This is a genomic window from Tateyamaria algicola, from assembly GCF_047715485.1.
Taxonomy (GTDB): Bacteria; Pseudomonadota; Alphaproteobacteria; order Rhodobacterales; family Rhodobacteraceae; genus Tateyamaria.
Window position 1 is genome coordinate 1,871,738 of sequence record NZ_CP180422.1, and the last position, 21,400, is coordinate 1,893,137.

At 64.2% G+C, this 21,400-nt stretch carries 18 protein-coding genes and 1 pseudogene; 9 read left to right on the plus strand and 10 right to left on the minus strand.

All coding sequences use genetic code 11. The features are described 5' to 3' along the window. Positions 1-38 precede the first annotated feature (38 nt). Positions 39-3,644 carry an alpha-2-macroglobulin family protein gene (locus tag ACMHLQ_RS11655; protein WP_415404970.1) on the minus strand — a complete coding sequence of 1,202 codons (3,606 nt, stop codon included), beginning with the start codon at positions 3,642-3,644 and terminating at the stop codon, positions 39-41. Further along, positions 3,635-5,422, minus strand: a complete 1,788-nt coding sequence (locus ACMHLQ_RS11660; RefSeq protein WP_415404971.1) for a PAN domain-containing protein — start codon at positions 5,420-5,422, stop codon at positions 3,635-3,637. Before ACMHLQ_RS11660 ends, ACMHLQ_RS11655 begins: the two co-directional genes overlap by 10 nt. A 149-nt stretch (positions 5,423-5,571) precedes the next feature. Between ACMHLQ_RS11660 and ACMHLQ_RS11665 the strand changes: the two genes are divergently transcribed. Next, the gene (locus tag ACMHLQ_RS11665; RefSeq protein WP_415404972.1) at positions 5,572-7,749 is read left to right on the plus strand and encodes a response regulator; all 2,178 of its coding nucleotides are present in this window, start codon (positions 5,572-5,574) and stop codon (positions 7,747-7,749) included. Here ACMHLQ_RS11665 and yaaA read toward each other — a convergent pair. The 3 genes from yaaA to ACMHLQ_RS11680 all read right to left on the minus strand — a co-directional run bounded on the left by yaaA (position 7,737) and on the right by ACMHLQ_RS11680 (position 10,950). Beyond that, a complete protein-coding gene (yaaA, locus tag ACMHLQ_RS11670; protein ID WP_415404973.1) occupies positions 7,737-8,507 on the minus strand; it encodes a peroxide stress protein YaaA in 771 nt (256 codons plus the stop codon). The genes ACMHLQ_RS11665 and yaaA overlap by 13 nt on opposite strands. A 29-nt stretch (positions 8,508-8,536) precedes the next feature. After that, entirely contained in the window at positions 8,537-10,579 is a 2,043-nt protein-coding gene (gene recQ / locus ACMHLQ_RS11675; protein WP_415404974.1) for a DNA helicase RecQ, read from the minus strand. An 83-nt stretch (positions 10,580-10,662) separates the two neighbouring features. After that, complete coding sequence (locus tag ACMHLQ_RS11680; RefSeq protein WP_415404975.1) at positions 10,663-10,950, minus strand: YggT family protein; 288 nt, start codon at positions 10,948-10,950, stop codon at positions 10,663-10,665. Between the two features lie 123 nt (positions 10,951-11,073). Between ACMHLQ_RS11680 and ACMHLQ_RS11685 the strand changes: the two genes are divergently transcribed. The 6 genes and pseudogenes from ACMHLQ_RS11685 to ACMHLQ_RS11710 all read left to right on the plus strand — a co-directional run bounded on the left by ACMHLQ_RS11685 (position 11,074) and on the right by ACMHLQ_RS11710 (position 16,054). Then, positions 11,074-11,643: an acyl-CoA thioesterase gene (locus ACMHLQ_RS11685; protein WP_415404976.1), complete on the plus strand. Its 570-nt coding sequence runs from the start codon at positions 11,074-11,076 to the stop codon at positions 11,641-11,643. A 13-nt stretch (positions 11,644-11,656) separates the two neighbouring features. After that, positions 11,657-12,169 (plus strand): AAA family ATPase, encoded by a 513-nt coding sequence (locus ACMHLQ_RS11690; RefSeq protein WP_415404977.1) that lies wholly within the window; start codon positions 11,657-11,659, stop codon positions 12,167-12,169. Between the two features lie 74 nt (positions 12,170-12,243). Further along, the gene (locus tag ACMHLQ_RS11695) at positions 12,244-13,656 is read left to right on the plus strand and encodes an MFS transporter (protein ID WP_415404978.1); all 1,413 of its coding nucleotides are present in this window, start codon (positions 12,244-12,246) and stop codon (positions 13,654-13,656) included. Continuing rightward, positions 13,626-14,554: pseudogene (mepA, locus tag ACMHLQ_RS11700) on the plus strand (penicillin-insensitive murein endopeptidase). Before ACMHLQ_RS11695 ends, mepA begins: the two are co-directional and overlap by 31 nt. After that, on the plus strand, positions 14,527-15,360 hold the full coding sequence (locus ACMHLQ_RS11705; protein ID WP_415404979.1) for an esterase-like activity of phytase family protein: 834 nt from the start codon (positions 14,527-14,529) through the stop codon (positions 15,358-15,360). Before mepA ends, ACMHLQ_RS11705 begins: the two are co-directional and overlap by 28 nt. 64 nt (positions 15,361-15,424) lie before the next feature. Then, positions 15,425-16,054, plus strand: a complete 630-nt coding sequence (locus ACMHLQ_RS11710) for a queuosine precursor transporter (protein ID WP_415404980.1) — start codon at positions 15,425-15,427, stop codon at positions 16,052-16,054. A 241-nt stretch (positions 16,055-16,295) separates the two neighbouring features. Here the strand turns inward: ACMHLQ_RS11710 and ACMHLQ_RS11715 are convergent, their stop codons facing one another. Then, a complete protein-coding gene (locus ACMHLQ_RS11715; RefSeq protein ID WP_415404981.1) occupies positions 16,296-16,685 on the minus strand; it encodes an STAS/SEC14 domain-containing protein in 390 nt (129 codons plus the stop codon). Between the two features lie 77 nt (positions 16,686-16,762). Here ACMHLQ_RS11715 and arfB point away from each other — a divergent pair, with 77 nt between their 5' ends. Then, positions 16,763-17,185, plus strand: coding sequence for an alternative ribosome rescue aminoacyl-tRNA hydrolase ArfB (gene arfB / locus ACMHLQ_RS11720; protein ID WP_415404982.1), 423 nt, complete (start codon positions 16,763-16,765; stop codon positions 17,183-17,185). Here arfB and ACMHLQ_RS11725 read toward each other — a convergent pair. Continuing rightward, positions 17,182-17,361 (minus strand): hypothetical protein, encoded by a 180-nt coding sequence (locus ACMHLQ_RS11725; protein ID WP_415404983.1) that lies wholly within the window; start codon positions 17,359-17,361, stop codon positions 17,182-17,184. The genes arfB and ACMHLQ_RS11725 overlap by 4 nt on opposite strands. 100 nt (positions 17,362-17,461) lie before the next feature. On the opposite strand from ACMHLQ_RS11725, the gene ACMHLQ_RS11730 reads away from it, so the two are divergent. Beyond that, positions 17,462-18,469, plus strand: coding sequence for a DMT family transporter (locus ACMHLQ_RS11730; RefSeq protein ID WP_415404984.1), 1,008 nt, complete (start codon positions 17,462-17,464; stop codon positions 18,467-18,469). On the opposite strand, the gene ACMHLQ_RS11735 is transcribed toward ACMHLQ_RS11730, so the two are convergent. From ACMHLQ_RS11735 to pncA, 3 genes are all read right to left on the minus strand, one after another. Further along, complete coding sequence (locus tag ACMHLQ_RS11735) at positions 18,466-19,182, minus strand: hypothetical protein (protein WP_415404985.1); 717 nt, start codon at positions 19,180-19,182, stop codon at positions 18,466-18,468. The genes ACMHLQ_RS11730 and ACMHLQ_RS11735 overlap by 4 nt on opposite strands. Positions 19,183-19,310: 128 nt before the next feature. Beyond that, entirely contained in the window at positions 19,311-20,603 is a 1,293-nt protein-coding gene (gene pncB / locus ACMHLQ_RS11740) for a nicotinate phosphoribosyltransferase (RefSeq protein ID WP_415404986.1), read from the minus strand. Between the two features lie 154 nt (positions 20,604-20,757). Further along, a complete protein-coding gene (pncA, locus tag ACMHLQ_RS11745) occupies positions 20,758-21,354 on the minus strand; it encodes a bifunctional nicotinamidase/pyrazinamidase (RefSeq protein WP_415404987.1) in 597 nt (198 codons plus the stop codon). Positions 21,355-21,400 lie beyond the last annotated feature (46 nt).

A 21,400-nucleotide genomic window follows, 5' to 3' on the forward strand; every position in this document is an offset into this window, starting at 1 on the left:
CGCCGCCGCAACGGCAAAGAAGGGGCGGTGCGTCAGCCTCACTCGCTCACCACGGTGCGCCCGGTGTCGGTGACGGCGCGGTATTCGGCGCGGTACATATCCTCGACCAGCGCAGCGGGGTGGTGGAAGTCGCCGGGGCTAACGGCGCGGGCGATATAGGCCAGCTCGAACGGGTCCGCCCCGCGGTGGTCTACGGCGGCCAGAAAGCGGTCGGCGCGGAATTCGGCATGTTCGACCGGGGCCGGTTGCAGCCAGTCGAGGCCCCGCACATCGCCTGAGCGCAACAGGTTGGGATTGTCGATCTCGATCCCCGCTGGCAGCGGATCGTCCACCATCAGGCGCGCGCCAACCGTCTCGAAAGGCTGTACGCGCAGCACGATCACGCGGCGTTCACCGACGCGCCACGGGCCATCGACCGCTTGACCATCCAGGTCATAGGCCGTGCGCGTGATGCTGTAGCCATAGCCACCCGCCTCGGGCGCGATCAGGGGCACGCCATAGGTCGTCAGCGTGACGTCCTGCGGGGTGCCGGACACGTTGCGGATGACCGAGGTGGCATCGCCCGCTGCGCGGCTCTGCACCACGGGGCCGGGTGCGGGTACGTCATCCACGGTCAGCGCCGCCGGGCCGGTGCCACTGCGCAGTGCCTGGGCCGCCATCAGGACCTGCGCAGCCTCTTGGGTCGAGTACCGCCCGGCGCGTTTCGTGATGCTGTTCGACAGGCGCGCGCGGTCGATTCGGGTGCTGCCCGCCTCTGCCGCCAGATGCAGCAGGCCCGCCGCGTCGCGCAGGGCGGTGCCGTAGTCATCGCGCCACCGTGCGGTGCCGTCTTTCCCTTGGAGCGCCAGTTCTTCGGCCAGTCCAAACATCCGGTCGGCGCGTGTCTGTTCCCCATAGCTCGCCAGTGCTGCGCCCAGTTGCGCGCGCGCCAGCGGGGTCGAGAACGCAGCGCCCTTGGTGTCCGCGTAATAGCGCAGATCGCCCATAGATGCGGCCCCTTCGCGGGCCAGCACCATCATGGCATAGGCGATATCCTCGCCCCCTGTGTCAAAGTCGGGCGCGTAGTTCACCCGGTTGCGCAGGTTATCCAGCGCGAGGCGCAGGGCGTTGTCGGGCACGGTGTACCCTTGGGTGCGTGCCCGGCTGAGGAAGTCGGTGACATAGGCATCCAGCCAGAAATCCCCCGACTGCGCGCGCCACAGGCCAAAGGCGCCGTTGCTTGCCTGACGGGTGAGGACGCGGGTGATCGCGCCGTCGATCCGTTCCTGCACGTCGCCGATCCCGGCAGCATTCGCCGTTTGCGGGACGTAGAGCAGGGGCAGCGCGGCCGAGGTCACCTGTTCTGTACAGCCATAGGGGTAGCGATCAAGCTGGCGCAGCAGCCCCGGCATGTCGAAGCGCGCAAGCGGGCCTGCCGCCAGCGTGGCGCGCGCCGTGTCGCTGCGCAGATCGGCCAGCACGTTATCGTCAAAGGTCAGCGCCTCGCCCACGCCAAGGGTGAAGCGGCGCGTGGTGGCGGTTGTGGGATCGTTGGCGCGGACACCCAGTGTCAGCGCCTTGGTCAAGACGGTGCCGTCTGGGGTGGTCAAAGCCACGTCAATGCTGTGATCACCCACCTCCCGCGCGCCAAGGGGCAGCATAACGCGCACCGTGCCGCCCTCGGCGATGTCGATCTGTGCGGGCGCTTGCCCGACCTCGATCCCCTTGGCGGAAACGGTCAGTGGCATCACACCGGCGTCACCGCTGGCATGGACAAATTCCAGCATCATCCGGCTGCTGTCCCCCGGCGCGAGGAAGCGTGGCACGGCGGCGGAGATAACCACCGGATCGCGGGCCAGCACCTCGGTGTCCGCCTGCCCGACACCTTCATCGGACCACGCCACCGCCATCAGGCGGATCGTGCCGTTGAAGTTGGGGCGCGGGATGGTGATCCGTGCGGTGCCGTTTGGTTCGACAGCAACAGGGCCAGAAAAGGCGGCCATGACCGCCTCGGTCGGTGGCGGGCCTTGCCGTTGCATGCCGTTGGCCGCATCCCCGCCCGAGCGTACTGCGCCCATGGCACCGCCGCCGTCGATCAGGCGGCCATACATGTCGCGCAACTCCACCCCCAGACGCCGCTGGCCGAAATAGTGGCCTTGCGGGTCTGGCGCGTCGAACCCGGTGAGGTTCAGGATACCCACATCGACCGCGGCGAGCGTCACGTAGCCTGCCCCGCCGTTCAACCCGTCGACGCGCACGGTCACCTCGGTTTCGCCCGCCTGTCCGCCTGTCGCGGTCGGCGCGTCGATGGACACGGCCAGCGCCTTGTCGCCCGGATCGACTGCGGCATGGGCCAGCCCCAGTGCGCGGGTCGGGCCGAATGCTTCACCGCCCACACCACGCAGGACGGACGCGGTGACATAGGCGCCCGTGCCCCAGTCTTCGCCCACCTCGAGCGGGATCGTGTTTTCGCCCGCAACCACAGGCACCGCCTGACGAGAGATCACGCCGCTCGACAAGACCGACACCATCGCGACCCCGTCAAAGGCGGGCACGATGCGCAACTGCGCGGTGTCGCCGACCTGGTAGCGTTCCGCGTCCAGCGACAACTCCAGCCGGTCGGGCGTGCTGCTGGCATCGGTGCCGCCATACCATCCGGCGGAAAAGCCGACGGAACTGGCCGTGTAGGCCCCGCCCTGCGCCTCGACCACCAACTCGTAGTCGCCCCATTCGGTGGCGACGTCGAGGGACTGTGGCGCTTCGCTCAGCACCGCCTCGCCGCGCGCAACGCGGATGCGGCGGGTCACCGGCTCCCAATTCCAGTTGCCGTAAAGCTGATACCACTGATAGCGCGTCTCGACCTTGTTCACGGTCCACTGCACCGGCATGTCGGCAGGTGCGCCGACGGCCACAAGATCGAAGGTCGCAGTGCCCCCTTCGGGCAGCACATCGTCAAAGCCGGGTTTGATCCCGATCACCGCCCCCTCGGGCGCGACGGGGCGGGTCAGCGACCGTTCGACCGGGCGGCCACCGCTGTCGGACACGCGCACCGTTGCCACGGCCTCCAGCAGCACGCCTTCGGCCTCGACCTGCGGCAGGGTCAGCGCCACACGCGCGCGCCCCTCGGCATCGGTGCGCCCGCCGTCGAAATACCTGCGTTGCGTCGAAAACGGCGCGTCATGGCGGCCAAAGGCATAGCCCGGCCAGTCCGCGATCCCGTCGCGGCGCTGCACCCGCACGTCGCCCTCGACCGACAGATCGGCACCGGGCGCGCCAAACAGATAGCGGGCATCGACTGTGACGCTGGCGGGCGCAGTCAGGCTGAGCGCGGTGTCGGCCATGGTCAGTTCCACGTCGATGCGGTCCGGGATAAAATCCTCGACCAGCACCGTGTCGGACGCGAGGGGTGGGGCGTCCAGATCGCCCTTGATCTCGATCCGCCATGTGCCGCGTGGGGCGCTGGCCGCGAGCGGCATGGACAGCACGTGGCCCCCCGCCTGATCGGCGGTGTTGGTGGTGCGGCTGTACTCGACGCCATCGGGGCGGCTGAGGATGGCCGTGAGCGGCAGGCCCGCCACGGCGCGTGTTTGCGCATCGCGGGCCAGGGCGGTTGCGTGGATGGTGGCGCCGGGGCGATAGGCGCCGCGATCCGTGGTCAGGAACACATCGATGGGGGTGCGGGCGGTCGCCCCTCCACCCCGCGATCCGACAGATCAAAGGCCGGGTCGGTCAGCGGCAGGAACACAAAGTCATCGCCTGTGTCCACCTGCAACAGTGCCGGTGCTGCGGCCCCGCGCCCCCGTGTCAGGCCCGCCGCGAAACTGGCAAAGCCTTCGGCATCGGTGCGCGCCTCGCCCAGAACAGCGTTGGCGCGGGACAAGAGCTGCACACGCGCGCCCTCGACCGCGCCCGCATCACCCAAGGATCGCACGGCGGCGGTCAGCCCGTCGGTGCCCTGCCAACTCGACACGCCGAGATCGGACAGCACAAACCACTGCGCCGCATCCAGCACGCCGTAGTCGTCATTTCCGGCCTCGCGCGCGGTCAACACGTAGACGCCCGGCGGCTGGTCACCCAGCACATCGCCCAGGGGCAGGCGCGTGCGCATCTCCTGATTCAGGGTGTTCTGCACCTCGCCCGTGCCGCGCCAGATCTCTTCCGCGATCTCGTCGCGGAACTGCTCGACCTGCCATTGCGACAGGGGCCGGCCAAAGAAATCGCGGCGCAGGGATTGCACCAGATTGCGGTCGCTGACCCGGCTGAGCACCAGATCGACCTCGTTCAAGTTGACCGTATCGACGGGGATGCTGGCCCCTGCGTTGCGCGGCAGCACATAGCTGCGCCCGGGAAAGCGGACAACTGGCGCGCGGTCACGGACATAGAGCGTCAGGTCCACATCCTTGTGCAGCACTTCGCCATCGGCCGCAGGCAGGCCCGCGCGCAGGGTCAGGCGGTAGCGTTCGCCGTGGGTCACGCCATCGACACAGAGATCACTGCCGTCGACCTGCACCACCAGCCCGCGCGCCTCTGTCCGCACGAAGGGGTCGTAGTCGACGCCCGCCTGCACCAGCGGGTCGGAGAACGCAGCGCAAACGCGCGGCGCGGCACTGTCACTATCCACACGGGTGTCGACGACGCGGAAGCCGTATTTGGCGATGGCCTCGTCCAGCGCGGTGGCGATGTCATCGCGCGGCTGGATTTGCTGGGCAAGGCGCAGCGCCGTGACCTTGTCGCGCCCGCGCCCGTTGACCTCGAATGCCTCGCCAAGCGCGTGCAGGGCGCTGGCCTGTCCGCCCGGCGTATCGGCGCGCAGATAGCCGTTGATTGCGGCGGGCACTGCGTCCCGCCGCGCCTCGCGCCGCACCCGGGACGAGACCGTGTCGTTCAGACGCAAGGCGAGGTAGGCATAACGGGTCCACAGATCAGGCGCATCCGAAAGGGCCACGGCGGCACCTGTCCAGCGCAGGGCCTGCGCCCGGTCCCCCTGTTGCCAGGCGGCGCGCGCGGCCTCGGTCAGGGTCGCGACCGTCTCCGCGTTGACCGGAAACCGGGTGCCCATGCCTGCGGCCAGACGATGCGCGGCGTCGCGATCCACATCGGAGAGTTTCAGCCAGTCGGCTCGCTGTGCGGCCGCGTCCGCCAAGGATGGCGAGGCGTCAATCCGCGCGGCAGACAGTGCACCGACATACGGCTCGCGATCAGTGATTGCGGATTTGGGAAAACAGGCATTCGAGCGGGTGTTGAAGGTGAAGGCGACGCATTGATCATCCGCGCTGCACGCTCTCTGGCAGGCATCAAATGTCGTGTCGAAGAGGGCCGTGCGATCCGCCCCGTAAAAGTCCATGTCCTGCGTCAGCACATAGCGCTGATCGGGAATGAGGGACTGGGCAGAGACGGCGGCAGACCAAACAATGCAGAGGCAGGACAACAACAATCGGCGCATGGCGCATCTCCGAACAGAACTGGACAAGGGTCGGGATCAGCCTGCCACGCCGCATGCAGCGCTTGCAAATGTTTCGAGGGCCCGGGTTAAGGTCATCTTCACCATACTCGTGACATATCCCGCAGAGGTACATTTGGCGGAGTACGGGAATGAGCCTTGCAAACAAGCTGGCTGAGGAACGGCGCGGGCGGCTCGCGGCGGAACGGCTGCTGGAGCTCAAACAGGCGGAACTGTCGGCGGCAAATCGAAAGCTGGGCAAACACGCCGCGGCCCTGCAAGGCGAGATCGTCGAAACCCGCGCCGAAGTGGCCACTGTCAAAACCGAAAACGAGCGGGTCAAGACCGAGTTGGGGCAAGCCAACCAGAAGGTCGAGATTGCGGAACGGCGGCTGTGGCACTCCGTCCAGACCATCACGGACGGCTTTGCGTTCTTCAACTCCGATAACCAGATGATCGCGGCCAACAGCGCCTATCTGGTCATTTTCGGCGGGCTGGAGATCGTGAAACCGGGGGTGAACTATGTCACTCTGCTGCAAGTGATGACCGAAGAGGGGATCGTGAACACTGGCAGCCTCGCCCCCGACGACTGGCGCCAGATGATGACCGAACGCTGGATGCAACCGCAGCCCGAACCGATCACGATCCGGATGTGGAACGACCAGTATGTGAAGCTGGTGGACCGGCGCGGGCAGGGCGGAGACATCGTGTCGCTTGGCCACAACATCACCGAATCCGTCGAGTACCAGATACAACTCAAGGCCGCCCGGGCCGAGGCCGAGGCTGCAAGCCGGGCCAAGTCCGCCTTTCTCGCCAATATGAGCCACGAGATCCGCACGCCCATGAACGGGGTTGTGGGCATGGCTGAACTGCTGGGCGATACAGGGCTGAGCGAGGAACAACAGCTATACGTCGACACGATCAAGAATTCGGGCGAGGCGCTGCTTGTCATCATCAACGACGTGCTCGACTATTCCAAGATCGAAGCGCAGAAGCTGCAACTGCACCCCGAACCCTTTGACCTCGAGCGCAGCATTCACGAGGTGATCATGCTGCTGCAACCCTCGGCGCGGGACAAGAACCTGACGCTGCTGGTGGATTTTGACCTGTTCCTGCCCACCGCCTATATCGGCGATCCTGGGCGTATCCGGCAGGTGTTGACCAACCTGATGGGCAATGCGGTCAAGTTCACATCGGAGGGCCACGTGCTGGTCCGCGTCACTGGCGTGCCGGACCCCGACAGCGGACAGGCCGACGTGACAATCGTGATCGAAGACACCGGCATCGGCATCCCGGAGGACAAGATCGACCACATTTTCGGCGAGTTCAATCAGGTCGAAAACGAACGCAACCGCCAGTTTGACGGCACCGGTCTGGGCCTCGCCATCTCGCAACGCCTTGTCGCCCTGATGGAGGGTGAGATGTGGGTGACAAGCGAGGACGGGGTCGGCTCCTGTTTCGGCTTCCGCATCCCGCTTGCGCTCAGCGATTCCGACCTGCCGGAACATCCGCCCGTGCCCGACGGGCTGCGCCGGGTCTTGGTCGTCGATGATATCGAGGCGAACCGCACCATTTTGCGCCGCCAGCTGGAGCAGATGGGACTGGGTGTGGTCTGTTGTTCGAGTGGCGCGGAGGCCCTGGAAAACATGACCGACATCGATCTGGTTCTGACCGACCACAACATGCCCGAGATGGACGGGCTGGAACTGGCGGATGCGATGCGCGCGGCGGGGCATGACACGCCGATCCTGCTGCTCAGCTCGAACCCCAGTTTTGCCGCCAACGATCCCGGTGCCGCGCATCTGCACGCCATCATGCAAAAACCCGTGCCGCGCGCCGACCTGTTTGCCCGCCTGCAATCCGTCGGCCCGCTGGTGGATTCACAGGCACCGCTTGCCCCGGTCCAGCGGCGCAAGATGCGGGTGCTGGCGGCCGAGGACAACAAGACCAATCAGCTGGTGTTCGGCAAGATGGTCAAGGGTGCCGAGATCGAATTCGTCTTTGCCAATAATGGCCTTGAAGCGGTCGAGAAATTCGAGAGTTTCAAGCCCGACCTGATCTTTATGGATATCTCGATGCCCAAGATGGACGGGAAAGAGGCTGCCACGAAAATCCGCGAGATCGAGGCCAAATCAGGTGGTCATGTGCCCATCGTGGCCCTGACCGCGCATGCCATGGACGGGGACGATCAGGGTATCCTTGCCTCTGGCATCGACCACTACCTGACGAAACCGCTGCGCAAGCCGGAAATCCACGGCAAGTTGCGCGAGATGTGCCCTGAAGAGGCGTTGCCCCCCTTCGCAGAAGAGGATGACCGTCAGGCCGGGTAGGGCCGCACAAAGACCAGTCGCGCCTCATCCGATGCATCGGGCTGAAACACATAGCCATCCGCGTCAAAGGCTTTGACGCCGTCCATATCGCGCACCTGGTTTTGAACGATGTGGCGCGCCATCGCGCCGCGCGCCCGTTTGGCGAAAAAGCTCACGATTTTCGGCCCCGCCCCTTTGTCCTCCATGAAGACAGGCGTGACGATCCGGGGTTTCAGCGCCTTTTCAGGCACCGCGCCAAAGTATTCCTGGCTGGCGCAATTCACCAGAACATGCGCATCCACCGCCTCGGCCTGCGCATTCAGCGCCTTGGCGATGTCAGTACGCCAGTAGTCATAGAGCGACTGACCCCGCCGTGTTTTCAAGCGGCTGCCCATCTCCAGCCGGTAGGGCTGGATCGCATCCAGAGGACGCAGCAAACCGTAAAGCCCGGACAGAATGCGCAGATGATCCTGCGCATAGGCGGTTTCGTCCTCGCTCAACGTCGCCGCATCGAGGCCCTGATAGGTGTCGCCCGCAAAGGCGAGCATCGCGGGGCGCGTCACCTCGGCCCCGGGCGCATCGGCAAAGGCCTGGAACCGGTCACGGTTCAGGCGCGCCAGATCGTCGCTGAGGTCCATCAACGCCTTCAGCTTGCCCAGCGTCAGATTGCGCGCCGTGCGCGCCAGCCGCACCGCGTCGTCCTGCATCGCGGGCGCTGTCATCTCGACCGCCCGTTCCGCCCAATCCAGCCGCTTGGCCGGAGAAATCACCACCAACATGTGCCTACCCCCAAAGTCCGAAAAATGATCTAGCCCGCGTCCCGCAGCACGTCCAGAAAGGCGGGGCCAAAACGTTCCGCCTTGCGATCCCCCAGCAGCCGTTCCAGCGCCGCATCATCCGCCGTGCGCAGCTGCGCCACCTTGGCCAGTTGCGAGGCCGAACAGCTGAGCGGTTTGTCAGTCCCGTCGCTGCCGCGCGCCAGTTCGGCCTGCACCGCCAGCAACTGATCATAGATCGTGGCCGCCGAATGCCCCGCCAGCTTGCGCCGGGTCGGGTGCAGGGCGGCGGCCTCGCCATTGATCACTTCGAGGAAGGCATCGCCGAACTTCTCCAGCTTTTTTGCGCCCACACCACTGATCTGCGCCATCTGGTCGAGGTTGTTGGGCCGCCGTTCTGCCATCTCGATCAGGGTGCGGTCTGGAAAGATGACATAGGCTGGCACTTTGGCCGCCTCGGCCAGCCCGCGCCGTTTCGCCTTGAGCGCGGACAGCAGCGGCGCGTCCTCTTCGGACACCATCGCCTTGACCACGGGGCGGCGTTCGGCGGATTTGATCGTGTCGCGCCGCAGCGTGATCTTGGCCTCGTCCCGCAGGATCGGCAGGGCCGCATCCGTCATGCGCAGCGCGCCGTAGCGTTCGGGATCAGGGCGCACGAGGTCGTGCCCCATCATCTGCCGGAACACCGCCTGCCATTGCGGTTTGGTATATTCCTTGCCCACCCCGTAGGTCGGCAATTTGTCGTGCCCGCGCTGGCGGACCTTGTCCGTTTCGATCCCCAGCAGGATGTCGATCAGGTGGCCCGCGCCAAACCATTCTTCGGTGCGCAGCATTGCCGACAGGGCCTTGCGCACGGCCGTCGTCCCGTCGAACACCTCGGCCGGGGCATCGCACAGATCGCAACTGCCGCAGGTCACTTCGGCCTCGCCGAAATAGCCCAGCAACGTCTTGCGCCGACATTCCAGCGCCTCGGCCAGACCAAGTAGCGCGTTCAACCGCCCATGATCCGCAGTGCGCCGTTCGGGTGGGGCCAGCCCCTCGTCGATCTGGGTGCGCCGCAGCTTGATGTCATCGGGGCCGAACAGTGTCAGCGTTTCGGCAGGCGCACCATCGCGCCCCGCGCGCCCGATTTCCTGGTAATACGCCTCGATCGACTTGGGCAGATCAGCGTGGGCGACCCAACGGATGTCGGGCTTGTCCACCCCCATGCCAAAGGCGACCGTGGCCGCCACGATCAACCCGTCTTCCTGCTGGAAGCGGCGCTCGGCGATGCGGCGGTCGTCGGCCTCCATCCCGCCGTGATAGTGGATCGCCGCGTGCCCGGCCTCGCGCAGCGCCTGCGCCAATGTTTCCGTCTTGGCCCGCGTGCCGCAATAGACGATGCCCGACTGCCCCTTGCGGGCGGCGGCAAAGTTCAGGATCTGCGCGCGCGGCCCGTTCTTGGCGGCAAAGGCGAGGTGGATGTTGGGTCGGTCAAAGCCGCGCAGGAAACTGCGCGGTTGCTGCCCGTCAAACAGCTTTTGGATGATCTCGACTTGGGTTTCCGCATCCGCCGTCGCCGTGAACGCGGCCAGTGGCACGTCCAGCGCGCGGCGCAATTCGCCGATGCGCAGGTAGTCGGGGCGGAAATCATGGCCCCACTGGCTGACGCAATGCGCCTCGTCCACGGCGATCATGTTGACCCCGATGCGGCGCAACATGCCCATGGAGGACCCCGCCGCCAGACGTTCCGGCGCGATATAGAGCAGTTTCAACTCGCGCCGCTCGAGCGCTTCCCACACGGCGTCCGTTTCTTCGGGCGTGTTGCCCGAGGTCAGCGCGCCTGCGTTCACCCCGGCCTCTTGCAGCGCGCGCACCTGGTCGCGCATCAGCGCAATCAGCGGAGAGATGACCACCGTCACCCCCTCGCGCATCAGCGCAGGCAATTGAAAACAAAGGGATTTACCGCCACCAGTGGGCATGATGGCCAGGGTGTTTTCCCCCGCCACCACGGCATCCACGATCTCTTCCTGCCCGGGGCGGAATCCGTCGAACCCGAATACGTCCTGCAACAGCGTGGCAGCGCTGGTGGCCATGTCGTGAAAACCCTGTCAAATTTTATGTAGTCTGCTCGTTGGATACAGACTCACATTTTAACAGGCCGTGAACAAGCCCAAGATCAGCGTAATCCGAACAGTGCGGGTAGGATGATCGACTGCAGGGCGATGACGCAGACAAAGGCGACCAGTGGTGCCAGGTCCAGCGGGTGCGTGTCGGGCATGTACCGCCGGATCGGGCGGTAGATCGGTTCCAGCAGCCGGTTCAACCCGGTCCAGATCTGACCCACAATCGGCTGGTGCATGTTGAGCACCTGAAAGCTGATCAGCCAGCTCATGATGATGTGGACGATCATGATGACGTACACAACGCTCAAGATCAGTTGCAGCAAATCGTAGATAACCAGCATCGTCGGGTCCTTTTTGGTTTTTCCAGACCTAAGCCGACGGGCCACGTGGCGCAAGGTCACATGGCCGCACCTCTTGACCTTGTGCGGCAGCGCAGCATCTAGAGGTACAAAGGAGTAAGTTGAATGTTCCCCTTCATCCGCCTGTTCAAGGACGTGTTGATCGCCCGCCGCCAGCCACAGATCGGGCTGACCGATGTGCATGTGTCGCATCACATGGTCTGGCCCTGGGATCTGGACGGGTTCCTCGAGTTGAACAACGGGCGCGCCCTGACCCTTTATGATCTGGGTCGCCTTGGCATGGCCTGTCGCACGCCGTTGGTGGATGCGCTCAAGGCCAATCGCTGGGGCCTGACCATGGCGGGGTCTTCGGTGCGCTATCGTCGCCGCCTGCGCGCGTTCGAGCGGTTCGAAATGCGCAGCCGCGCGGTGTGCTGGGACGACAAGTTCACCTATATCGAGCAGTCGATGTGGAAGACGAATGGCGAATGCGCCAGCCACGTTCTGTATCGTTCGGCTGTAACGGACAAGAACGGCATCGTCACGCCTGACCGCTTGCTGGAGGCGATGGGCCTTGATGCCAAATCACCGCCTATCCCCGACTGGATCGCCGCGTGGATCAGTGCCGAGGCGCTGCGCCCTTGGCCGCCTATGCAGGACGATGCCCCGGCACCCATCCTGAAATCCGTCGCCTGAGGCTGTGGGGTTCATGCCCCGCCGTATCCTGATCACCGGCTGTTCGGGTGGCGGCAAGTCCACCCTGATCGACGCCCTCGCTGAACAAGGCTACGCGACTGTCCCTGAACCGGGGCGGCGCATCGTGGCCGAGGGCCGCGCGCTGCCCTGGGTTGATCCCGCCGCCTTTGCGCGCCGCGCGGTCGAGATGGCCCGCGCCGATCTGGAGAAGGTGCGCGCAGACATCACCTTTTTCGATCGCGGCCTGATTGATGCCGCCGTTGCGTTGGCCCACAGTGGTGGTGCGCCGATTGCGCAGACGCTGGGCGCAACGCGGCCCTATGACAGAACCGTCTTCCTCGCCCCGCCCTGGCCGGACATCTACCGGCAGGACGCTCAGCGGCGCCACGACCTGCGCGCCGCGACGGAAGAGTATGACCGGCTGACAACGGCCCTCACCACTTTGGGCTACTACGCCGTCCTGCTGCCCAAGGTGCCGGTGCAAGACCGCCTTGCCTTCGTGCTGGCCCACATCGCCGACGCCTGAGCGGACAAACCTTTCCTTGCCACGCCGCCCATGGCCTGCTTTGGTCCCGACAACAAAAAAAGACGGGATCGGGAATGGACATTGCGGGCACGGCAGGCGTGAGCTTGCAGAAACGTATCTGGGGCTGGATGTCCTTTGATTGGGCGACGCAGCCCTTTTACACGCTTGGCCTGACCTTTGTGTTCGGGCCCTATTTCGCTGCCGTCTCGATGGGTTATTTCGAGGGGCAGACGGACAATGCGGAGGCAGCGGCGGCGTCCTCTCAGGCGTTGTGGTTCTGGGGTCAGACCATCGCGGGGTTGTTCATCGCCTTTACCGCCCCGCTGATCGGGGCTTATGCGGACAGCACCGGGCGGCGGATGCCGTGGATCTGGGGCTTTGCCATCCTCTATGCCGCCATGACATGGGCGCTGTGGTGGGCGCTGCCGGATGCCTCCACCCTGTTCCTGATCCTCATCGCCTTCAACGTGGCGCTGATTGCAGCCGAATTCATGCTGATCTTTGTCAACGCGATCCTGCCGTCGCTGGGCACCAAGGACGAGATCGGGCGCATTTCCGGCAACGGGGCCGCCATCGGCTATTGGGGCGGGGTGACATCGCTGTTCATCATGCTGCTGCTCTTGGCCGAGAATGACACGGGCAAGACCCTGATCGGCCTTGATCCCCTGTTCGGTCTGAACGCAGGCGAGCGCGAGGGGACACGATCCGTCGGCCCGTTCATTGCGGCCTGGTTCATCCTCTTCATGATCCCGTTTTTCCTGTGGGTGCGCGAACCGCGGCAGGCCAACCGCACGGGCGGCGTGTCAGACGCGATGCGCGACCTCAAGCAATCCCTGCGCGGGGCGGTCAAGCGCCGCTCGCTGCTCAACTTTCTCATCTCGTCCATGTTCTACCGCGATGCGCTGAACGCGCTTTACTCCGCAGGCGGTGTCTATGCCACGCTGGTGCTGGGGTGGAGCATCATCCAGATCGGTGTCTTTGGCATCGTCGGGGCAATCACGGCGGCCGTGGCCACGCAAGTGGGCGGCATTTTCGACGCGCGCCTTGGCCCGAAGCCTGTGATCAAGGTGTGCTGCTATGTGCTGATCGCGGTCTGCATCGTCATCGTTGGCATGAACCGGGAAACGCTGTTTGGCGTGGTCGCCATCCCCGAAGGCTCTGCCCTGCCTGACATCGTGTTCTATGTTTGCGGCGCGGCCATTGGTGGTGCGGGCGGCGCGATCTATTCGGCGTCCCGGTCCATGATGGTGCGCCACACCCATCCCGAACGGCCCACCGAAGCCTTTGGGCTCTTTGCGCTCTCGGGCAAGGCGACCGCCTTTCTGGCCCCGTTCCTCATCGGTCTATTTTCCACGCTGACAGGCAATGCCCAATTGGGTTACATTCCTGTCATCGCGCTCTTTGTTCTCGGCCTCTTCCTGTTGCGTTATGTGAACCCCGAAGGAGACCACGCCACATGGTCAAAATCCGACGTTCCCTTGCCCTGATCTTTTCCCTGCTTCTATGTGCCTGCGCCGGAGGTGCGGGCACGGATATTGACGGCACCCCGACCCCGGATGTGGATCCGGCGACCCTGCAAAACATCGCCAAGGGGCAGTTCGGGGCCAAGCGCCGCGCCTCGGCGCAGAACGCACTGCCGCTGGGCAGCTACGCCAAGGGATGTCTGGCCGGGGGCGCGCAACTGGCCGAAACCGGCCCCACATGGCAGGCGATGCGCCTGTCGCGCAACCGCAACTGGGGGCACCCCGAGCTGGTGGATTACGTGCAGGACCTGTCCCGCAAGGCGGCCGCGCAGCCGGGCTGGGCGGGCCTTTATGTCGGGGACATGAGCCAGCCGCGGGGCGGGCCCATGCTGACCGGCCATCGCAGCCACCAGATCGGGCTCGATGCCGACATCTGGATGCTGCCCGCGCGCAACCTGACCCTGTCTGCGGCCGAGCGCGAGAGCATCTCGTCAATCTCGACTCGTCGGTCGAACGGGGCCTACACCAATTCCAACTGGACGCGCGCGCATCACGAGATCATCAAGGCCGCGGCCTCGGACAATCGTACTGCGCGTATTTTTGTCTTTCCCGGCGCCAAGGTGCAGATGTGCAAGGACGCCAAGGGCGACCGGTCGTGGCTGCGCAAGGTGCGGCCCTGGTGGGGGCATCACTATCACTTCCATGTGCGGCTGAACTGCCCGCGCGGTGCGCGCGGCTGTGTCGATCAGGCGGCCCCGCCCCCGGCGATGGCTGCGCTGATGCGCAAGAGTGGGTGAACAACATCCTCAACCCGCCACCGCCCAAGCCGCGCGATCCGAACGCGCCTGCCGCCAAGCCTCGCCGCGAATTGCGCGTGGCCGACCTGCCGCAACAATGCGCTGGCGTCCTGGCCTCGCGCTGATCCTCGCCGCCACTGGTGCCAGCGCCGATCCGCTTACCCATGTGCGGACGATCCCGCTGGCGTCTGGGCTGGCAGGTTTTGGTGGTTTGTCCGCGATCGAGATGCGCGGCCCCGACCGTGCCATTGTGCTTTCGGACAGGGGGCAGGCCTTTGCCCTCGTTCTGGATCGCGAGGCGGAGAGCGTGACCATCACAACCGCCGCCCAGCCGCAGCCGCATCGCGACAGCGAGGGGCTGGCCTATGCCGGTGATCAGCTGTTTTTCAGCTACGAGGGACCGGCCGAAGTCGTCGCACAAGACGGCACCACGCTGCCCTCGCACCCGGACTTCGCCACCTACCATCCCAATGGCTCGCTCGAGGCGCTGGCGGCGGATGCCGATGGGACGCTTTACACTCTTCCCGAACGCTCGGGCGACGTGGCGCGCGCCTTTCCCGTCTACCGCTTCCAAAACGGCCAGTGGGACGTACCCGCACGCCTGCCCCGCATCGGCCCGTTCCTGCCCGCGGGGGCAGATATCGGGCCTGATGGTCGGCTTTTTGTTCTTGAGCGGGCGTTTACGCCGCTGGGGTTCCGCAGCCGTATCCGCACGCTTGACCCGAATAACTGGGAGGCGCCCGCGCAAACGCTGTTGAAAACCCGGGCGGGCCAGCATGACAACCTCGAAGGACTCGCGATCTGGCAATCCGGCAGCGGCGCGACCTGCCTCAGTATGGTGTCCGACAACAACTTTCTGTCCGTCCAGCGCACCGAAATCGTAGAATACGCCCTCACGGAAACGCTTGCGCCGGGCAAAACCTGCGACTAAGACCCGCGCGTCCGGCATCCCGCTGGGCCAAGTCGCCGCAACCTTGCAAAAACGGGCACATATTATGACACGCGCGCACCTTCCCGGCATCATTGCCATGGCCATCATCGTTGTGGCCTCCAACATCCTCGTCCAATACCTGTTCGGCAACTGGCTGACATGGGGGGCGTTCACCTATCCGCTGGCCTTCTTGGTGACGGACATCATGAACCGCGTCTATGGCGCAGGTCCGGCCCGCACGGTCGTCTTTGTCGGCTTTATCGTGGGCGTGTTCTGTAGCCTCGTGGGCACACAGATCATGGGTGAATTCGGCCCTCTGGTCACCTTCCGCATCGCCATCGGCTCGGGCCTTGCGTTCCTGACGGCACAACTGCTCGACGTGGGCATCTTTGCCGCCCTGCGCAAAGGCGCGTGGTGGAAGGCGCCCCTGGTCTCGACCATTGTGGGCAGCACGGTGGACACCGCGCTGTTCTTCTCCATCGCCTTTTCGGCCTCGCTCGCCTTTATCGAGCCGGGCAATGACGTGTCCTGGGCCGGTGAAATCCTGCCGATCCTGGGCTTTGGCCCCGCCGCACCGCTCTGGGTGTCGCTCGCCATTGCCGACTGGGCCGTGAAACTCACGCTGGCGCTTATTGCATTGGCACCTTTCCGGTGGGTGACCGCACGCGCAGGGACTCCGGCGGAAATGCGTTGACTTTTGTCCCGGCTGTGCAAAGCTGAGGGTGAGTTCAACAAATGAAAAGGAGGTGATCCAGTGTCAAGAAAGGTATTGGAGCGAGGTGTCGGAACAGCTTGGGAGGCCGCCCGCTAGGGCAACCCCACGCGGCGAGGGCCGCCAAGTTGGTCGGATGATCTAACCGACGCAACCTCCGAAACATTTCGAGAAGGGCCGCCTGATTAGGCGGCCCTTTTTTGGTGACTCAGGATAATGGAAATCAGGCCGCGATCGCTTTGGCCCCCAGCGCCTGCCACGCCGCTGCCTCATCTTCGAATGTCTCTGCGTTCACTGGCAGTATTCTGTCCATGAGCGCGATCATCTTGTCCGCCCTGTCCGGTGCGCCGACCACCACATAGCGATCCACGTTGCTAAGTGCCTTGAACCGGCTTTTGATCACATCCCAGTCCCAGCTTGCGCCGAATTCGGACCCTTCAAACCTGTCAAAGATCATCAGCATGTCGATCTTGTCATGGTGGGCATCGAAGGCTGTGTTCATGTACTCGGCCATGTCCTCCATGGCGTCGTCAGTGATTTTTCCGGTGAGGCGGAACGCGTACAAATCTGCGCGGTCCGTTGCGATCTGGGTAATGCCTTGTGTCTTCAACATCGTCATTCTCCATGATTTTTGCAGTTCACGGGATCAACGCACTTCCACCGGAACAGGTTCCGTGGGATGGAAGGATCATGCTGCAGGTCAATGACGACATCACGATCCAGGACTGGGAGCTGAGCGAGCAATTCGTGCGCGCCTCGGGCCCCGGCGGGCAGAACGTGAACAAGGTTGCTACGGCAGTCGAATTGCGCTTCGAGGCGGCGCGCTCACCGTCTTTGCCCGGTCCGGTCAAGACCCGGCTCAAGCGGCTGGCCGGGCGGCGCTGGACCCTCGAGGGCGCGCTGATCATTCAATGTGATGAGACCCGCAGCCAGGCACGCAACCGAGAGATTGCGCGTCAGCGGCTGGTTGATCTGATCCGCAAGGCGCTGGTCGCGCCCAAACGGCGGATAGCGACACGGCCGACGCTGGGATCTAAAAAGCGTAGGCTGAAGGCGAAAAAGGTTCGGGGCGAGGTCAAGGCCATGCGTGGCCGCGTCGACCCGACGGATTAGCTGAGCGACAAGAGGTCGATGGCCGACCGGGCCGAAGTCGTGTCGTCATATTGCGGCGCTTGAAATCCAACGCTCAACGGTGCGGTATGCGCCCGCGTCACGCTGTGGGACTGGCCGCCACAGGCCGCGACTATGCTGGCTGCGACAAGGGTTGCGGTCAAAAAAATACGTTTCACTATTCTGTCCAATACATCTGATTTGACTTGTATTGATCACAATATGATCCCCGATTGTGGCGCTGGTGGGGCAATTGTTCGGGAATAAGGGACAATTTGCATGTTCCTCTCAAGATTGGTCTCGCCATCTGTTTGGCAATGGCTGCGTGACAGTGCCCTCAAACACCGTAGGGTGGGCGATATTGCCCGCCATCCCTTTCAGGACATCATGCGCCCCACCGACCGCCCCGGCCTTGCCATCCTTCTCAGCCTGATGGCGCTGACCCTATTTGACGCGATGGGGTTGGTGATCAAGCATCTGTCGGCCAATTATACCGCTGCCGAGCTGTCGGCCTGGCGCAATCTGTTTGGCATCATTCCGGCCCTGATCGCCCTGTCCTTGTCGCGCAGCTGGCATACAGCCGGGCGGCCCCTGCGCATCCGCCAGTGGAAGCTTGGCCTGGCACGCGGTGCGGTCGTGACCCTGGCACAGCTGTGTTTCTATCTATCGCTGGGCCAGATGGCCTTTGCCACCGCCTCGACCATCACCTATGCCAACGCATTGTTCATCACCGCCCTGTCAGTCCCTCTGCTGGGCGAGCGGGTCGGCTGGGTACGGTGGGGCGCGGTCATTATCGGCTTCGTCGGTGTGATCATGGTGATGCAGCCCGGGTCGGATGCCTTTGACACGACAGCCTTGTTGCCGCTTGCTGCTGCATCTCTTTATGGCCTTGTCACGGTGCAGGCCCGCATGATGGACGACGACGTTCCCAGTCCGCTGGTCAATCTTTATTCTTCGATGGCCGCGTTGGTGGGGGCCTTTCTGATCGCGCTGGCCTTTGGTGGGTTTACCCCTATCCACAGCTGGGCCGACTTGGGCTGGATCGTCGCGATGGGCGGGTTTGGCGGCACGGCGGTGCTTCTGTTGGTGGTCAGCTACCGCATGACCGAACCCAGCAACCTCGCCCCGTTCAGCTATTTCGGCATCCCGCTGGCCTTTGTGCTCGGCTGGATGTTCTTTGGCGAAGCGCCGTGGGATGCGCTGTTCCCCGGCGCGTTGCTGATCTCGGCGGGCGGGTTGATGATCATCTGGCGCGAACGGCGGCGCAAACAGGCGCTGTTAGCCTAAAGCAGCGAGATCGTGGAGCGCGCCGATGTCGCCTCGCGCGACAGCTTTGACGTTGCGCCAAGGTGCCAGTCGAGGCCGGTCTGACCGCGCTGCGAGGCCTCTTGCAGATTGCCGTGGGCGGTTTCGGCCCGCGTGATGGTGCTGGTCAACGCCTCTGCGATCTGGGCGCGGCTCTGGCGGATGGCTTCTACGCCAGCTTCGTATTCATCGGGTGAAATCGCGCCCGTGTCCTGCCGCATCTTGAGGTCTGCCAGTTCAGCGTCCTGCTCAGCCAGCAGTTCGGGCAGGGACAAATCCAGCGCCTCCATCTGCCCGTTCATGCCGCGAATGCTGCGCACCAGTGCGTTTGCCGACACCAGTTCGACCCGTGCTGCGACCTCGCGTTCGCCCTTGGCCCGGCCAATTGCAGCCCCTGCCAGACCGCCCGCCGCGGCAGCGGCCACGCAATTCTTGCCATTGCTGGACGACACGACGACCAGCCCACAGCCAACCAACGCCCCCGTTGCTGCGCCTTTTATGGTCGAACGGCGCACAAGGTCAGCCGCCATGCGATTCAAGGCCTCTGCCTGATCTGCAATTTCTGCTGCATCCACATCCTGTTGCTGTACCGCCAGCATAGGTGCATCCAGCCGCGTGGCGTGCTGCGTGCCAAGGGCGCATCCGCCCAAAGTCGCCACCAGAAGTGCCGAAGTGATGAAAGAAGAATGCGCCATGTGTTCTGCCCGTTGTCTTGGTGTTTAGCTGTTTCAGGGGCAGTTACGGATCAAATGTGGTCGATATTGGGCAATTGTCGAAAAAATGGAAACAACCCGGCGATGTCGCGCAAATTCAACCGCAGGTCTCAGACAACGACGTCCAGCGCGGCCTGTTCCCCCACACCAAAGACCCGCTTGTACCGCGCGATTTCCGGCTCCGGCCCCATCGCCTTGTTCGGATTGTCCGACAGTTTGACCGTGGGCTGCCCATTGGCCGACACCGCCTTGCAGACCAGCGAGAACGGCGCAAGGCGGTCGTCCTTGGTCAGCCCTTTGAAGTCATTGGTCAGCATCGTGCCCCAGCCGAATGACACCTTTACCCGGCCCGCAAATTGCTGATGCAATTCGATGATCTTGCCCGCATCTAGCCCGTCTGAGAAAATCACCAGCTTTTCACGCGGGTCTTCGCCGCGCTGCTGCCACCACTTGATCGCGATCTCGGCCCCTGTGGCCGGGTCACCGCTGTCGATGCGAATGCCGGTCCACCCGGCCAGCCAGTCCGGTGCATTGTCGAGGAAACCTTGCGTGCCATAGGTGTCGGGCAGGATGATGCGCAGGTTGCCGTCATGTTCATCGTGCCAGTCGCTGAGCACGTCATAGGGTGCGCGTGCCAGGGCCGCGTCATCTTGGGCCAGCGCGGAATAGACCATGGGCAATTCGTGGGCATTGGTGCCGATGGCCTCGAGGTCGCGGTTCTTGGCAATCAGGCAGTTCGAGGTCCCGGCAAAGGCCCCTTCGAGCCCCTCACCCATGGCCTGCACGCACCAGTCCTGCCACAGGAAGGAATGGCGCCGCCGGGTGCCGAAATCCGCAAGGCGGAGGCCTTCCTGGCCGCGCAAACGCTCGATCTTTTCCCAAAGCTTGGTCATGGCCCGGGCATAGAGCACCTGCAACTCGAACCGGCCCATGTCGTTCAGCACGGCGCGCCCGCGCAACTCCATCAGCACGGCCAGCGCCGGGATTTCCCACAGCATGACCTCGGGCCAGGACCCCTCGAATGTCAGCTCGTACTGATCGCCGCGCCGTTCCAGATGGTAAGGCGGCAGGCGCAGATCCTCGAACCAGTCCATGAATTCGGGCGTGAACATCTGCCGCTTGCCATAGAAGGTGTTGCCGCGCATCCAGGTGCTTTCCCCCCGGCTGAGCGAGAGGGAGCGGATGTGGTCGAGCTGCTCGCGCAACTCGCCCTCGTCGATCAGGTGGGCGAGGGGGACGTGTTTGGACCGGTTGATCAGAGAGAAGGTGACCTGCGTATCCGGCTTGTTGCGGAACACGGATTGGCACATGAGCAGTTTGTAGAAATCCGTGTCGATGAGGGACCGTACAATCGGGTCGATCTTCCATTTGTGGTTCCACACGCGGGTGGCAATATCGACCATGACTGATTTCCTTAGCTGGCTTGGTGCTTTGTGCCTCAGGTGCGGGGCAACCTGCAAGCGGGGCGGAGACTGACACAGTCTCCGGCTGGTTTCCGACGCGGAAACCCGCGCGACCCAAACCCTGTGTCAGGGTTTCGCCGTGATCCGTGTCGGATCACGTGAGCGTCACGCCTGCGCTGACCATCCCGTCACGCGCTGCCGCCAGCGACCCGTCAAGATCAATCGCCCGGCACAAATTCATCTGCACCGTGACATCAAACCCCAGCTTGGCCGCATCCACCGCCGAAAAATTCACGCAGAAATCCGTGGCCAAACCCACCAGCGTCAGCGCCGTGATCCCGCGTGTGCGCAGATACCCGTCCAACCCGGTGGGCGTCGTTTGATCGTTCTCGAAAAAGGCGGAATAGCTGTCGATGGCGGGCCGATAGCCCTTGCGCACGATCATGTCGGCGCGGTCCGCGTTCAGACCTTTGTGGAACTGCGCGCCTTGTGTCCCTTGTACGCAGTGATCCGGCCACAGCACCTGGCTGCCGTATGGCATGTCGATCATCTCGTAAGGTCCACGGCCGTCATGCGAGGATGCGAACGAGGCATGCCCGCCCGGGTGCCAGTCTTGCGTCAGCACCACAGCCTCGGCCTCGCCCATCAGCGCGTTGATGCCAGCCACGATCTCGTCCCCGCCCGGCACCGCCAACGCGCCCCCTGGGCAAAAGTCGTTTTGCACGTCGATCACGATCAGGGCGTGGGTCATGGCTCGGCTCTCCTCGATGTCCTTGCCCCAACATCGCACCCCGCCG